General features: G+C 37.5%; 12 protein-coding genes. 4 read left to right on the top strand and 8 right to left on the bottom strand.

Features of this window, described 5'->3' with window-relative positions; translation table 11 throughout:
• The first annotated feature begins 77 nt into the window (after nucleotides 1–77).
• The gene (locus ABN080_RS03345; protein ID WP_196553006.1) at nucleotides 78–728 is read left to right on the top strand and encodes a helix-turn-helix transcriptional regulator; all 651 of its coding nucleotides are present in this window, start codon (nucleotides 78–80) and stop codon (nucleotides 726–728) included.
• 80 nt (nucleotides 729–808) lie between these two features.
• Here the strand turns inward: ABN080_RS03345 and glgP are convergent, their stop codons facing one another.
• The 6 genes from glgP to ABN080_RS03315 all read right to left on the bottom strand — a co-directional run bounded on the left by glgP (nucleotide 809) and on the right by ABN080_RS03315 (nucleotide 11,605).
• Entirely contained in the window at nucleotides 809–3,259 is a 2,451-nt protein-coding gene (glgP, locus tag ABN080_RS03340) for a glycogen/starch/alpha-glucan family phosphorylase (protein WP_349440354.1), read from the bottom strand.
• Between the two features lie 44 nt (nucleotides 3,260–3,303).
• Nucleotides 3,304–4,737 (bottom strand): glycogen synthase GlgA, encoded by a 1,434-nt coding sequence (gene glgA / locus ABN080_RS03335; protein WP_349440353.1) that lies wholly within the window; start codon nucleotides 4,735–4,737, stop codon nucleotides 3,304–3,306.
• The gene (glgC, locus tag ABN080_RS03330; RefSeq protein ID WP_072068116.1) at nucleotides 4,734–6,083 is read right to left on the bottom strand and encodes a glucose-1-phosphate adenylyltransferase; all 1,350 of its coding nucleotides are present in this window, start codon (nucleotides 6,081–6,083) and stop codon (nucleotides 4,734–4,736) included. Before glgC ends, glgA begins: the two co-directional genes overlap by 4 nt.
• 21 nt (nucleotides 6,084–6,104) lie before the next feature.
• Complete coding sequence (glgX, locus tag ABN080_RS03325; RefSeq protein ID WP_197269184.1) at nucleotides 6,105–8,174, bottom strand: glycogen debranching protein GlgX; 2,070 nt, start codon at nucleotides 8,172–8,174, stop codon at nucleotides 6,105–6,107.
• Nucleotide 8,175: 1 nt separating this feature from the next.
• Nucleotides 8,176–10,359: a 1,4-alpha-glucan branching protein GlgB gene (gene glgB, locus ABN080_RS03320; RefSeq protein ID WP_349440352.1), complete on the bottom strand. Its 2,184-nt coding sequence runs from the start codon at nucleotides 10,357–10,359 to the stop codon at nucleotides 8,176–8,178.
• A 364-nt stretch (nucleotides 10,360–10,723) separates the two neighbouring features.
• A complete protein-coding gene (locus ABN080_RS03315; protein ID WP_349440351.1) occupies nucleotides 10,724–11,605 on the bottom strand; it encodes a LysR substrate-binding domain-containing protein in 882 nt (293 codons plus the stop codon).
• Between the two features lie 144 nt (nucleotides 11,606–11,749).
• Here ABN080_RS03315 and ABN080_RS03310 point away from each other — a divergent pair, with 144 nt between their 5' ends.
• Nucleotides 11,750–12,475, top strand: a complete 726-nt coding sequence (locus ABN080_RS03310) for a sulfite exporter TauE/SafE family protein (RefSeq protein ID WP_349440350.1) — start codon at nucleotides 11,750–11,752, stop codon at nucleotides 12,473–12,475.
• Nucleotides 12,476–12,502: 27 nt separating this feature from the next.
• Here the strand turns inward: ABN080_RS03310 and ABN080_RS03305 are convergent, their stop codons facing one another.
• Complete coding sequence (locus ABN080_RS03305; protein WP_196553012.1) at nucleotides 12,503–13,126, bottom strand: TetR family transcriptional regulator; 624 nt, start codon at nucleotides 13,124–13,126, stop codon at nucleotides 12,503–12,505.
• A gap of 85 nt (nucleotides 13,127–13,211) precedes the next feature.
• On the opposite strand from ABN080_RS03305, the gene ABN080_RS03300 reads away from it, so the two are divergent.
• Nucleotides 13,212–13,970, top strand: a complete 759-nt coding sequence (locus tag ABN080_RS03300) for a DJ-1/PfpI family protein (RefSeq protein ID WP_349440349.1) — start codon at nucleotides 13,212–13,214, stop codon at nucleotides 13,968–13,970.
• A gap of 80 nt (nucleotides 13,971–14,050) precedes the next feature.
• A complete protein-coding gene (locus ABN080_RS03295) occupies nucleotides 14,051–14,647 on the top strand; it encodes a sugar O-acetyltransferase (RefSeq protein WP_349440348.1) in 597 nt (198 codons plus the stop codon).
• Between the two features lie 47 nt (nucleotides 14,648–14,694).
• Here ABN080_RS03295 and ABN080_RS03290 read toward each other — a convergent pair whose 3' ends face one another.
• Nucleotides 14,695–15,462: a GNAT family N-acetyltransferase gene (locus tag ABN080_RS03290; protein WP_349440347.1), complete on the bottom strand. Its 768-nt coding sequence runs from the start codon at nucleotides 15,460–15,462 to the stop codon at nucleotides 14,695–14,697.
• Between the last annotated feature and the right edge of the window lies 1 nt (nucleotide 15,463).

The following is a 15,463-nucleotide window of genomic DNA, read 5'->3' as shown; positions in this document are numbered from 1 at the left end:
CTTTTATTGCTATTACGACATAGCTTCGTTAAATTACCAAGGTAAAACTTGGATTAATAAATACTGAGACGTCTAATATGTCAAGAAAAAACTTGGAATATAATTATCCTGCGCAACGTAGTGTTGGCGATAAAATTCTATTTTTAATTAAAAAACATGGGCCAATGCAAGCAAATGATGTTGGCCAACGTCTTGGTACAAGTAGCGAAGCGGCAAGGCAACAATTTGTCAAGCTTGCCAGCGCAGGATTGGTTGAAGCAATAACTGAGCCAAGAGGGGTTGGACGACCTATTCAATATTGGCACTTAACAGAATTAGGACAAAAACAATTTCCAGATACTCATGCTGAATTAACAGCACAAATTTTGATGACTATTCGTGAAGAATTGGGTGAAGATGCAATTGAGAAAATTATTCTTGCACGAAAAAAGCAGAGTTATGAACGCTATACTCAAGCAATAAAAGAAGCCGATGAACTAACGGAACGCTTAGATATTTTAGCCTCTTTGCGTAGTCAAGAAGGCTATATGGCACATTGGGAGCAAGTAAAAGATAACGAATACCTATTTATTGAAGATCATTGCCCAATATGTGCAGCAGCTAAAGTTTGCCAAGGTTTTTGTAATACAGAAAAAGAGCTATTTTCTGAAACACTAGGAGTAGAACTACAACGTGTTGAATATATCTTAGAAGGCGCAAGACGCTGTGCCTACCGTATTAAAATCTAACTTTATTAAGCCTTAAATAAAAGCAAAAACCGCGCAATAAAGCGCGGTTACGTTCTGTCCTTAGAAAATTAGCTTAGTTTTTACAATGTAATCGCAGAAGCTTTCCAAATTCTTTGCATATATTCAGTTACCGCGCGATCCGCAGAAAAATAACCCATTTGGCAGATATTTAATGCGGATTTTTTCAACCACGCGTCTTCATCTTGATAGAGAATATCAACACTATCTTGAGTATCAACATAGCTACGATAATCGGCTAATACCTGATAATGATCGCCAAACTCAATTAAGCTATCGAAAATTGATTTATATCTATCAGGGTAAGTTGGATTAAAGAAGCCATTAGCGATTTGATTGAGCGCTGTATGTAGCTCAACATCTTCATCGTAATAGCGACGTGGAGAATAACGCTGTCTTAACTCAGCGACTTCTTGTGCGTTATGACCAAAGATAAACATATTTTCAAAACCAACATGCTCACCAATTTCAATATTAGCACCATCCAGAGTTCCGATAGTTAGTGCACCATTTAACGCAAATTTCATATTACCTGTACCAGAAGCTTCTGTACCGGCTAAAGATATTTGCTCAGATAAATCCGCAGCAGGAATAATATGTTGCGCTAAGCTCACGCCATAATTAGGAATAAAGATCACTTTCAATTTATCATTAATGCGCTCATCATTATTAATCTTCACTGCAATATCGTTGATAAGATTGATAATTTTCTTAGCATTATAATAAGCGGAGGCCGCTTTACCACCAAAAATAAACACACGAGGAACCCAGTTTTTTTCTGGATCCTGTAAAATGCGATTATAGCGAGTGATAATCCCTAACACATTGAGAAGTTGACGTTTGTATTCATGAATACGTTTAATTTGAACATCAAATAACGCATCAGGATTAATTGTGATATTCAAGTCTTGCTGAATAATGTTAGCTAAATTTTGTTTATTCAGTCGCTTTGAGTCTTTTAATTGGTGTAAGAAATCTTTGTCTTTCACCAGTGGCATTAATTCACCTAATTGCTCTAAATTAGTTCGCCAATTAGTACCAATCTGCTTATCAATCACTTGAGAAAGAGAAGGGTTAGCTAATGCCAGCCAGCGACGTGGTGTAATACCATTGGTAATATTGCAGAATTTCTTGGGATAGATCATCGCAAAATCGGCAAATAAGGATTGCACCATTAATTGGCTATGGAGTTCAGAAACCCCATTAACTTGCTGGCTAATAATTACCGCAAGCCAAGCCATACGGACATTGCGACCATTTTCTTCATCAATAATAGAAACGCGACGTAATAAGTCGTTATCATTAGGATATTGTTCTCTAACTTGCTTTAAGAATTTATCATTGATTTGGAAAATAATTTGTAAATGGCGAGGAAGTGAGCGTCCTATCATATCAACAGGCCATGTTTCTAATGCTTCCCCCATTAACGTATGATTGGTGTATGAGAATATATAGATTGTTTGTTCCCATGCTTCATCCCAACTGAACCCATGTTTATCAATAAGTTGACGCATTAATTCAGGGATGGCAAGAACAGGGTGAGTATCGTTAAGGTGTATGGCAATAAAATCTTTTAAATTATCAAAGCGTTGATGAAGATGATAATGACGTTGCAAAATATCTTGAATAGAGGCGCTGACTAAAAAATATTCTTGCTGTAAACGTAACATCTTACCTGATGTGGTTGAGTCATCAGGGTAAAGAATACGAGAGATATTTTCAGAGCGATCTTTGGCTTCTGTAGCCTCTAGGTATTCACCTTTATTGAATTTACCTAAATTAAACGCACCATTTGCTTTAGCAGACCATAACCTAATGGTATCTGTTGCTTGTGTGTTATAACCAGGAACAATAGAGTCATAAGGTTGTGCCAGCACATTTAAGGTATCAACCCAATAGCTTTTATCACCTTCTTGTTGTAAACGCCCGCCAAAATCCACTTCAAATTGCACATCATGGCGCGGGAATTCCCAAGGATTACCTTTTTCAAGCCAGTTATCCGCAACTTCATGTTGTTCGCCATTTTGAATTTGCTGGCGGAACATACCATATTCATAGCGAATACCATAGCCTGTCACTGGATAACCTAATGTGGCACAAGAATCAAGAAAACACGCGGCTAAACGACCTAAACCGCCGTTACCTAAACCCGGATCTGGCTCAAGTTCGATTTGCTTTTCAAGATCAAGTCCTAATTCTTTTAATGCTTCTTTAACTTCGTTATAAACCCCTAAAGAGAGCATTGCGTTCGTTAAAAAACGCCCCATAAGAAATTCCATCGAAATGTAATAAACCTGTTTTACTTTCGGTGAAAGTTCCGCTTTGGTTGATTTCAGCCAACGTTCAACTAAACGGTCTCGTATAGCGTAGGAAGTTGCATTTAACCAATCTGTTGGTGTGGCGTATTTAGGGGAAGTACCAACAATAAACATCAGTTTATAAACAATAGAACGCTTTAACGATTCAACATCCTTATCTGGTGATAAATAATCAAATTCACATAACTTTTTCATTATAAATCTCTTTTGGTGATCCACAGGTCAAATAGACATCATGTCTATAAACGGTGATACAGCGCTGCATATGTCTTAGCCGCTGTTTCCCAACTAAAAATAGTTTGGTTCATGGCATCTGTTTGAACTTGTTGCCATTGTTTTGGCATACCCCATAAAGTAAAGGCTCGATTGATAGCAAGACGCAAATCATCAGGTGTTGCTTCATGGAAAACAAAACCTGTAGCTTTATGATGGGCTAGATTTTCTAATGAACAATCATTCACCGTATCAGCTAATCCACCGGTGTGCCTCACTAAAGGAAGTGTGCCGTATTTCAAACCATATAACTGAGTTAACCCACAAGGTTCAAAACGACTAGGCACCATAATCACATCAGCACCCGCGACGACTTGGTGTGAAAAACTTTCGTCATAACCAATATGAACTGCTACATTTTGCGGATATTGTTGTTGAGCATGTAAAAATGCGGATTCAAGATGACTATCACCTGTACCTAACAACACAAATTGGCCACCTTGATCAACAATATCAGGTAATACGTCAATCACTAAATCAAGCCCTTTTTGTGATGTTAAACGGCTCACAACAGCAAAAAGAGGAGCTTTATTATTAACAGGTAAACCGCATTTTTTCTGTAAGGCTGTTTTATTTTCTAGGCGTTTATTGAGGCTGTTTATATCATAGCGACGTGTAATTAAGTTATCCGTTGCAGGCTCCCAAATCGCTTCATCTATGCCATTTAATATGCCACTTAATCGTTGTTCATCCGTACGTTGACGCAATAAACCTTCAAGTCCATAACCAAATTCAGGGCGCGTTATCTCTTTGGCATACGTTGGGCTAACCGTCGTAATATGATTGGCATAAAACAAGCCCGCTTTTAAGAATGAAATTTGTCCGTAATATTCCAGTCCATTAATTGAAAAACTGTAATCAGGTAATTCAAGTTGATGCAGATGATAAGGTGAGAACTCACCTTTATAAGCCAGATTATGAACGGTAAAAACAGATTTTGCTGAATAATGTTTAACTGCTAAATAAGCACAAGCAAGTCCAGCATGCCAATCATGGGCATGAACAACATCAGCTCGCCATAAAGGATCTAACCCCGCTGATAATTCGCTTGCTACCCAACCTAATAAGGCAAAACGAAAAACATTATCACTATAAGCATGTTGATATTCATCGTGATAAGGGCTACCAGTACGTTGATAAAGATGAGGTGCATCAATAAGATAAATATCAACACCTTGGTATTGTCCATAAAGCAGAGAAACATTACCGGCAAAGGTGTCGATATTAGTGACTAATTTGAGATCAGGAATATTATCTTTGATAGCAGGAAACGCGGGTATAACAACCCGCGCATCTAAACCTATCTTTTTCTGAGCTAAAGGCAAAGAGCCCATAACATCAGCTAATCCCCCTGTTTTTAGCAGAGGGAATAATTCAGAACAACAGTGAAGGACATTCACGAAAATGCCTCCTCATTTTGAGGTTTTTGTTCTTCGTTTTTCTCAATTGAGTTTTCTTTTTTTTGATGTGCTAATTGTTCAAGCATTTCTCTTGTCACTAGCACAATACCTTCTTCAGTACGATGAAAACGAGCCGCATCATCTTCTGCATTCATACCAATGACTGTCCCTTCGGGGATAGTACAACTGCGCTCAATAATACAACGTTTTAAGTAGCAGTGATGACTCACGGTAACATCCGGTAAAATGACAGAATCTTCAATGTGGCAGAAAGATTCAACGCGAACCAATGGGAATAAAATAGAAGAATAGAGGGTTGAACCATTGATAATACAGCCATCTGCAATCAAAGAGTTCATCATTTGCCCATGTTCACCATGATTATCTTGTACAAATTTTGCAGGGGGTAGCGGGGTCATAAAGGTACGAATTGGCCAATCTTTGGCATACATATCAAGCTCTGGTGTCACCGAAGCTAAATCAAGGTTTGCTGACCAATACGCTTCAATGGTTCCTACATCACGCCAATAAGGTGCTACAGACGGATCAGAACTAACGCAAGATAGTTCAAATGGGTGAGCCAACACATCACCACGTTCAGTGATTTTAGGAATAATATCTTGGCCAAAATCATGATGTGAATCAGGATCACGACTATCTTCTTCTAATAAATCAAATAGATAATCTCTATCAACTACATAAATCCCCATGCTAGCTAATGAATGATCTGGATCATCAGGAATGCACGGTGGGTTTGATGGCTTTTCTAGGAAATTTAGTACTCGACGATTTTCATCGATATCCATAATACCAAACTGGAATGCATCTTCTTTAGGAACTCGAATACAGGCAACGGTAAATTTTGATTTATTTTCTACGTGATCAAGCAATAAACGCGCATAGTTCATCTTATAAATATGATCACCTGCTAAAATCACCACATATTTAGCTTTGTAGCTGCGAAGAATATCAAGGTTTTGATATATCGCATCAGCCGTACCCATATACCAGTGATCAGTATTACGACGTTGTTGAGCCGGTAATAAGTCAACAAATTCATTCATGTCTTCGTTAAAAAATGACCACCCACGTTGAATATGTTGAACGAGGGAGTGCGATTGATACTGGGTTATTACGCCAATACGACGGATCCCTGAGTTAAGACAGTTTGATAGCGTAAAGTCGATAATTCGAAATTTCCCACCAAAGAAAACCGCCGGTTTTGCACGTTTCGCTGTTAATGCTTTTAAGCGTGTACCACGACCTCCAGCTAAAACGAGTGCAATTGCCTCTTTAGGAAGTTGTTGTGCCAACATTAATTTTTGGCCTTGTTCTGTTGTCATCATAGTTATAGCACTCCAATCAAATTACTTAACTTGGGAGGAAATATTGGGTAATTTTTCAGTAGAAGACTGAGTATAAAAAACGCTATTTCGCCAAAGGGTGATACTGTTAGGTTGTACTTCACAATGCTGAGATTGTGTTGGGTGACAAAGAGGCCAGCTAGCCGTATCAAGCAAGCAAGACCAAGACCCTTCAGGTAAAGAAAAGACAGCGCTATTTCTTAATGGGTTAATCATTAAAATCCATTGTTGCGCTAAAAAAAGTTGTAATGGTGAGGGAGGAAGTTGTTGCCAATCTTCATGGCTCATAGGTTGAGCATCTTGATTGAGCCAAATAACATTTTCACTATCTTCTTCCCACCATTTAAGAGAACTTAAAGGTGTAATTTGGTGACGTAATTCAATAAGGTGGCGAATGTAATCAGTTAAGTCATAAGGTTGATGAAACCATTTGATCCAACTGACTTTATTATCCTGACAATAAGCGTTGTTATTACCATATTGCGTATTACCCACTTCATCACCGGCGAGTAAATGAGGTGTTCCTCTAGAAAGCAGTAAGGTTGCCAGCATATTCCTTGTCGCAAGCAATCTGTATTGACCTATTTTTTCGTTAACTATCAAACCCTCTTCACCAAAATTCACACTGTAATTGGTGTTATGTCCATCTAGGTTTGATTCTCCATTCTCCTCGTTATGCTTATTCTGATAACTCACTAAATCCCGCAGTGTAAAGCCATCATGGCTCGTTATCATATTGATACTAGAATAGGGAGGCCGACCGTTTTTATGGTATAGCTTTGCAGAGCCAGTAATGTTGTCTGCAAATGTTGCAATAGATACATCTCGCCATAACCAAAAACGACGAATAACATCACGGTAGCCATCATTCCATTCTGTAAATGGAACTGGGAAATTACCGACTTGATAACCATCTGATCCTAAATCCCATGGCTCTGCGATAAGTTTAATGCGTGAAAGAAGCGGATCTTGGCGAATAGCCGTTAATAATGGTGATTGTGTATCAAAATAAGGAACGCGGCCAAGACTGGTTGCCAAATCAAAGCGGAAGCCATCAATATGAAATTCGGTAACCCAATAACGTAGGCAATCCATTACCCACTGCACTGTTTCAGGGCGACTTAAATTGAGAGTATTGCCACATCCTGTCCAATTTTGAGCTTTGTTTTCATCGTTTAGCCAATAATAGCTTTGGTTATCAATACCACGTTGAGAAACAATATAACCTTCATATTGGTCACTTAATTCCGCAGTATGATTGAATACCACATCTAGAATGACTTCAATATTGGCTTTATGCAGGCATCTTACGGCTTCTCGAAATTCATCAATAATATTCCGACCTGTGTTGGAATAATATTGTGTAGATAAAGCAAAAGGCGCTAATACGTTATAACCCCAATAATTTTTTAATCCGATTTTATGAAGATGAGGTTCTGTTAAATGATATTGAATAGGCAATAATTCCAATGCCGTAATACCTAGTTTTTTCAGATGAGAAATAAAAGCAGGGTGACCTAATGCTGCATAAGTTCCTGCAATTGTTTCAGGTATATCTGGATGAAGTTTTGTTAGTCCTTTGACATGTCCTTCATAAATAATAGTTTCTGACCAAGGTGTGTTTAAGCGTTGATAAGTGCCTTTTTCTTTATAATAGTGACAAAAACAACCACTATCATCCGTGATAACTGCTTTAGGTGTTATTGCGCTATCATCATGTTCTAATGCATTAAAAACAGGAGATGTATAAGGTAAGGTGTTATCCACGATGCCTGTAACTTGTCTCGCATAAGGATCTAATAACAACTGTTGAGGTTGGTAGAATAATCCTTGTTCTGGGTTCCATTCACCTTCTACACGATAGCCATAATGCAAACCTGGCCCTGCACCGGGTAAGTATCCATGCCAAATAGCTCCCGTTTTGCCGGGTAATGGATAGCGGATCTCTTTGCCTGCTTTATCAAACAGGCAAAGTATGACTTTAGTGGCATTTTCACTAAAGAGTGTAAAATTTACTCCATAGCCATCATAATGACTGCCCATAGGGAAAGGGCGACCATAATCTAAAGACATATTAATCCTTCAATTTTAAATACAGTGTTGCAAGTGGCGGTAGCGTCAATGACAAAGAGTAGGCTTTACCATTAAATTCACTTGCTATTGCCTCTATTTCACCTAGATTTCCCACATTACTTCCGTTGTAAAATTCAGAATCACTATTGAGTATTTCTTGATATGCACCGGCTTTGTTAACACCCACGAGATAATTGTGATGAACTACTGGGGTAAAATTACTGATAACAATAATTTCGTTGCCTTGTGTATCTTTTCGGCAAAAAACAAAAACAGAATTGTCATGATCATCAACGGTAAGCCATTCAAAGCCTTCTCGTTCAAAGTCACATTCATAAAGAGGAGTATTCGCTTGATAGGAAAGATTCAAATCTCGCACAAAGTGCTGAACACCTTGGTGTGGGCTATTTGGTGTTTCAAGAAGATGCCAATCTAAGCTATTGTCGTGATCCCATTCACGCCATTGTGCAAATTCGCATCCCATAAATAGTAGCTTTTTGCCCGGATAAGCCCACATAAAGCCAAGATATGCACGTAAATTAGCAAATTTTTGCCAATCATCACCCACCATACGACCAATCAACGAACCTTTACCATGCACAAACTCATCGTGAGAAAGAGGCAGAACAAAGTTTTCGTTATAGGCATAGAGCATGCCAAAGGTCATTTGATTGTGGTGATATTTACGATAGATAGGATCACGTTGCATATATGCCAACGTGTCATGCATCCATCCCATATTCCATTTGTAGTTAAAACCTAAACCTCCATCATCTGGCGGTAAGGTAACACCGGGGAAATCAGTTGATTCTTCAGCAATCGTGATGGTGCCAGGGCAAGTTGTACCTAATAATTTATTGGTATAACGAAGAAAATCAATGGCTTCTAAGTTTTCTCGTCCACCATGTTTATTCGGGATCCATTCACCTTCTTTTCGGCTATAGTCACGATAAAGCATGGAAGCAACGGCATCGAAACGGAAACCATCAAGTGCAAAATGTTCATGCCAATACAATAAATTGCCTGAAAGGTAATTCAGTACCTCATTACGACCATAGTTATAAATTAAGGTGTTCCAATCTGGATGAAAGCCTTCTCGTCTATCAGCATATTCATAGAGCGATGTACCATCAAAATTACGTAAACCGTAGTCATCTTCAGGGAAATGGCCGGGAACCCAATCTAAAATAACGCTAATTTCAGCCTGATGAGCTACTTCGATAAAATCACGGAAATCCATAGGTGAACCAAAGCGACGAGTTGGTGAATATAACCCTAAAGGTTGATATCCCCATGAACCATCAAAGGGGTGCTCATTAATAGGCAATAGTTCGATATGGGTAAAGCCCATTTCTTTAACGTAGGGAATTAACTGTTCGGCTAGTTCACGATAACTTAACCAACTTTGATCGTCAGTGTGTCGGCGCCATGAGCCTAAATGAACTTCATAAATAGAGATAGGCGCATTACGTTGATTTGCTTGCTGACGCGACAATGGCATTGGTTTAACGGAAGGTAATGTATTAATAATTGATGCAGTTTCAGGGCGTATCTGTGTTTCAAAAGCATAAGGATCTGCTTTTAATCGACGTTCTCCATTGGCATCTAAAATAGCGTATTTATAGCAATCACCAAGATGGGCTTGTGGAATAAAAAGCTCCCAAATTCCACTTTCACGACGTAATCGCATAGGAAAACGTCTTTCATCCCAAAATGAGAAATCGCCAACCACACTCACACTTTGTGCATTTGGTGCCCATACAGCAAAAGTAATCCCATCAATATCACCTAATTTAGCGGGGTGAGCGCCTAAACATTGATAAGGGCGAGAATGATGACCTTGTGCTAAAAACCAAATATCCATTTCTTGCAGTAAAATACCGAACTGATAAGGATCATCAACAATCCCTTGTGCATTTTCCCAAGTAACATCTAAACAATAACTAAAACGACGTTTACGTCGGGAGATTGCACCACAGAAAAAACCACTAGGATGTTTGCGTTCTAATGTCGCGACTTTTCTGCCATTCTTTCTATCGATGACACTGACTGAAACAGCATCAGGTAAAAATGCACGAACTTCTAAACCTACCGATGTTTCATGCATACCAAGAAGTGCAAAAGGATCAGACTCATACCCATTGATTAGCTTTTCTATTGCTTTTTTTGTCACAGCTACAGACATCGTATCGTCCTTCGTTGCCAGCAAATAAATTAATAAATTTTATATATAAATATCAGCATAGAACGTTAATTTAAGTTAAACAATAAGTGTTTTTAACAGATTATTTAAAAATATAATAATCATCATGGGTTAATACACTTAAAATTTGCCTTTAATTTACTGAATACAAATGGATTTGATATAGGGCGTAGAGTAAGGTAGCGAATTATAAATACAGCACAAATAGCGTTTTTACCTAATCTAAAAAAGAGAATGATATTAAATATTTTTAATTAAACACTTAAGATAGAGTTTTAAAAAGTATAAGTAATAAGAGTAAAATCGTCATTTTTATGAAAAAAAAACACTTATTTCATTAGCAAAATTAACTTTTTTGTTGTGTGAGCCATTGCTCAAAATCAAGGTGTGTTTTGGTTTTTTGTACACCTAATGGTGTTAATGCATAGTAATAAAGAGGGGCTATTTGAATGTTAGGAAATAAGATTTTTAAAGTCCCTCGATTTATCTCATTCGATAAAATTGAGATTGGACCAATGCCTATTCCTAAACCTTCGATAATTGCTTGAAGTGAAATATGAAAGTGATCAAAACGATACTGACGCAAAAATGATCGCTGAGTATTAAGCTGAGCCGCAATTAGCCATTGTTGCCAATGGCCAGGGCGAGTGAGTGTATCGATAGCAGGGCAATTAAAAATGTCTTCTAAATTGGTGACACTGTAACGTTTAAGTAGTTTTTCAGAGGCAACTAAACAATGCACATCCTTTAGAAAAACAATAGATGAATATTCTTGTTGCTGAGGTTGAGGACGAATAATTAAATCATCATGGCTGATTAAATGAAATCGCTCACTATTTGCTGAGGCAATTTGAATGTTGGCATTAGGATATTGAAGATAAAAATCCTCCATTCTTGGAATAAGCCATTTTAAACATAATGTTGTAGGAACACTGATATTTAAAATATCGTTTTTACCACCATTACCATAACGAACACCAATGTCATTAAGCTTATCAAAAACATCACTTAATTCTTGTGCCAATGTTAATGCATAGGGAGTTGGTACACGACGTAAACCTTGTTTGTGAAATAACGTAACACCAAACCATTTTTCAACAACTTGAATATGTCTGCTAATTGCACCATGAGTTACACATAGTGTTTGTGCGGCTTCTGTATAACTTTGGCTATGACAAGCAACTAAAAAAGCACGTAATGACGGTAATGGAGGAAGGTTTCTCATCATAATTTTCTCATCATAGTTTACTTATCATCAATAAAGCAGTCTTTCTGATTAAAACTCACAGTACAGTGATATTTTATCACAGGTAAAAATAAAGAAGGCAGGTATGATACAGCGTCTTTAACTTATTGAACTTAAAGGATGATAATGAGTTTTATCGCGGTTATTTTATTAGCAGTACTTTCTGGTATCATCAGCGGAGTAGTTGGAACAGGCTCTTCTATTTTACTTATTCCCGCATTAACTTATGTATTTGGCGCTAAAGAGGCGGTGCCTATTATGGCTATTGCCTCAGTAATGGGAAATTTATCTCGTATTTATTTATGGCGCCATAGTATATGTTTTAAGCCACTTTTTTATTATTTATTAGCTGGTATTCCCGCGGTTATTTTAGGTGCAAATACATTGTGGGTTATGTCTGAAAAATGGCTCAATATCGGGATGGGACTGTTCTTTATTTTGATGATCCCAATTATTCATTTATTACGCCAACATCAAATTAAAATAAAACCTTACCAAGTTATTATTGCTGGTGCAGTTATCGGCTATTTAACCGGGGTTGTTTTTTCTACTGGGCCATTAACTATTCCAATATTTTCTGCATATGGGCTAACTCTAGGGCCATTACTAGCAACAGAAGCGGCTGCTTCGTTTATTATTTATCTCACCAAAGCCCTAACCTTTAGCCAACTTGGAGCAGTTAATAGCTTTATCCTAATTAGTGGAATGTTAGTGGGTTGTGGCTTAACCATGGGAAATTTCCTTGGCAAAAAGCTAGTATTAAAACTGACACCTAAGCTATTCCAAGGGCTATTAGATGTCATGTTAATTTTTGCTGGTGGCTCACTGCTTTTTAATGGTTTTTTCTCTTAAATAACGAATGCAAATTACTTATTTTCTTTATTCATCATAATAATCTGATAAATAAGGCGCTAATATAATCAGTGAGAGATCAGCGAGTGGCAACAATTCATCAATTGTTGCGCCTGATCTTGCTCTTAAGGAAATGGAATGTAATAACGCGATCATCCCCAATGCAATAGTGTGAATATCTGTTCCTTCTTTTAGTTCACCCACTTCTAATGCTTCTTGCAAGGCATCTTCAACTTGCTGAGTTTGTGCATTAATAACCTGATTTAGCATATTCTTGATTGCAGGATCGGCTATTTCAGTCACTGCGGTTGAAAGCACCATACAACCAGTTAATCCATCATTATCTGTATAAAAATGGATAGCCGAATTCAGATAACGTTTTATTCTTACGGTAATTTTATCTTTCGGTGACTGTTTTTCTAATTCATGGCGATAACGTGTAGAAGCAATATGATTAAAGCGTTCAATGGCTTTTTCATACAATGCGGCTTTATTACCAAATGCAGCATAAAGACTTGGCTTATTCATCTGAGTTTCAATGACCAAGTCATCCATAGATGTTGCAGTAAATCCTTTTCGCCAAAATAATGCCATTATTTTTTCAAGAGCGGCATCGCTATCATAACGACGAGGGCGACCTTTTTTTTGCATTTTATACCAGTTAGTAAGAAATTCATTTACTCAGTATAAAACAAATGTCATTATTTTACTAACTAGTACAAAATAGGAAAGTAAAATGAATCACAATGAAATGCTGTATGGAAAAAATATGCCCTCTATTATCAGGCTCGTTGAAGATGGGCGTAAGCAGCAATTAAAGCCATTGAAAATAGGTATTTTTGTCTGTCCAGGCTTTATGCCTATGGATATTAACGGTGCTCAATCAGTCTTTACAATTGCGAGTGCTGAAATTTATTTTATCTGGAAAAAGAAAGAGTTAGTTGAAGGATATATTGGTTGGCCAACAATGCCCACTATGACTTTTGATGAATGCCCTGAAGATCTTGATGTACTAGTCGTAGGAATGGTACCACCAGAAATTGTTGAAGATGAAGAGACACTGACATTTTTTGCTAACATGGGTAATAAAGCACGTTATGTTATTGGTACATGTTACGGCTCTTTAGTTTTAGGTGCGGCAGGATTATTAAAAGGTAAAAAAGCAACCAGTAATTCAAATGTCGTTCCGATGTTACCTGATATGGGAGCCATAGCTGTAGAGGGAAGTGATGTTGTTATTGATGGCAATATTTATACTTCGGGGCCAGCAACAGGCTCGTTCGATGCCTCATTATTAGTATTAGAACAATTACTCGGTACGCCTTTTGCTCAATTGGTAGAGCTTGCTATTGAGTATGATCCACGTCCGCCTTTTGGTACAGGTTCACCTGCATTAGCAGGCACAGAAATGACGGCAATTTCACAAAGCTTAACCGCTAATTTAAATGCTCAATTTCATCAAGCTGCACGTAATGGTCTTAAAAAGTACCGTTAATTTAGATTAATTCACGTTAGAATGAGGTGATAAATATTGAAGTTTACCTAAACTGTTTTATTCAATTTCGGAGCATCACAATGACAGAATATGAAAAAATGGTATCAGGTCATCTTTATCATGCAAATAAAGATGACAGCTTGAAGCCCTTAAGAACAAAAGCACGCGAAATTGTTTATGATTTTAATATAACGCGGCCGTCTGAAGTTGAAAAAAGAAAAGCTTATTTAAAGAAACTATTCGGTAAAACAGGTGAAAATTTTTCTATTGAACCTCCATTTCATTGTGACTATGGGCAATTAATTGAAATTGGAGAGGGATTTTATGCCAATTTCAATTTAACGATATTAGATTGTGCACCTGTGAAAATTGGAAACAATGTAATGTGTGCACCGAATGTTAGCATTTTAACTGCAACTCATCCTATTGATCCTGAAATACGCAGCAGTGAACTTGAATATGCATTACCTATTACTATTGGCAATTCGGTATGGTTAGGTGCAGGGTGCATTATTTTACCCGGCGTAACTATTGGTGATAATTGTGTTATTGGTGCGGGCAGTGTAGTAACAAAATCTATTCCAGCTAATTGTGTTGCTGTTGGCAATCCCTGTCGTGTAATAAGACAAATCAGTGATAAAGACAATACAGATGCAGAAAGAAGGTTGAAACTTTAATTACTAAAAATCAAGGCTCAATAAGTTTATTGAGCCTTATGATAAAGTTACTCTTTAATAAAACTTAAATAGTTAAATAGGGATTTAAAACCAAATTTACGGTATAGCGCCAAACCATCTGCGGATGCATCTAAGAAACAACGCTCTACACCTTGCTCACGGCAAAACTCTAAAACGTGTTTAATTAAATGAGTCGCATAGCCATTGCCTTGATAAGCAACATCTGTCCCAATATCGTCAAAACGCGCTAATTTATCATGTAACGTCAGCGTTAATGACGATACGGGCTGACCTTCAACTAACAGAGCATAATGGAAAATAGTCGCGCCATTATCTAATGCTTTTTGATGATAACGAATATACTCATTAACAATCGTATCATCACTGTCATCTCCCACAGGAAACGCTGTTTTTAACGGATGTGCCCATTGTTCTAGGTTATGATTAGTGAGAATAATATCGCATGGATTATTTCGATAAGAAGGGTAAACCGCTTCTGACAACGTTAAATACATTGCTGTTGTCATACCGTCACCAGTATAGCCCGCATTTTTTATAATGCCTTCAAATTCAGGTAATAATGATTCAGGTAAAACCAAAATATGGTCTTTTTGTTGCGAAGAGAAAAGGGTACTTGCCTGCTGAAATGAGCCTTCTGTTGCGCCTTGACGTAAATAAATAAAGTTAAAAATTGGCGCGTCCATTGGTGTCATAAAGCAATGAGTATGATCACCAATACGAATATTATTTTCACAAATTTCTGACCAAAAAGCTTTTTCTACTACTTTAAATTCTTTATACAGTTGTGCATCCATA

Origin of the sequence: Proteus sp. fly-1089, assembly GCF_040138965.1 — a bacterium.
GTDB lineage: Bacteria > Pseudomonadota > Gammaproteobacteria > Enterobacterales > Enterobacteriaceae > Proteus > Proteus vulgaris_B.
This window is presented reverse-complemented; position numbering and strand designations above follow the sequence as displayed.

Coding starts and splice junctions, on each gene's coding strand:
- ABN080_RS03345 (WP_196553006.1), top strand. CDS start 78: ATGTCAAGAAAAAACTTGGAATATAATTATCCTGCGCAACGTAGTGTT.
- glgP (WP_349440354.1), bottom strand. CDS start 3,259: ATGAAAAAGTTATGTGAATTTGATTATTTATCACCAGATAAGGATGTT.
- glgC (WP_072068116.1), bottom strand. CDS start 6,083: ATGATGACAACAGAACAAGGCCAAAAATTAATGTTGGCACAACAACTT.
- glgX (WP_197269184.1), bottom strand. CDS start 8,174: ATGTCTTTAGATTATGGTCGCCCTTTCCCTATGGGCAGTCATTATGAT.
- glgB (WP_349440352.1), bottom strand. CDS start 10,359: ATGTCTGTAGCTGTGACAAAAAAAGCAATAGAAAAGCTAATCAATGGG.
- ABN080_RS03315 (WP_349440351.1), bottom strand. CDS start 11,605: ATGATGAGAAACCTTCCTCCATTACCGTCATTACGTGCTTTTTTAGTT.
- ABN080_RS03310 (WP_349440350.1), top strand. CDS start 11,750: ATGAGTTTTATCGCGGTTATTTTATTAGCAGTACTTTCTGGTATCATC.
- ABN080_RS03305 (WP_196553012.1), bottom strand. CDS start 13,126: ATGCAAAAAAAAGGTCGCCCTCGTCGTTATGATAGCGATGCCGCTCTT.
- ABN080_RS03300 (WP_349440349.1), top strand. CDS start 13,212: ATGAATCACAATGAAATGCTGTATGGAAAAAATATGCCCTCTATTATC.
- ABN080_RS03295 (WP_349440348.1), top strand. CDS start 14,051: ATGACAGAATATGAAAAAATGGTATCAGGTCATCTTTATCATGCAAAT.
- ABN080_RS03290 (WP_349440347.1), bottom strand. CDS start 15,462: ATGGATGCACAACTGTATAAAGAATTTAAAGTAGTAGAAAAAGCTTTT.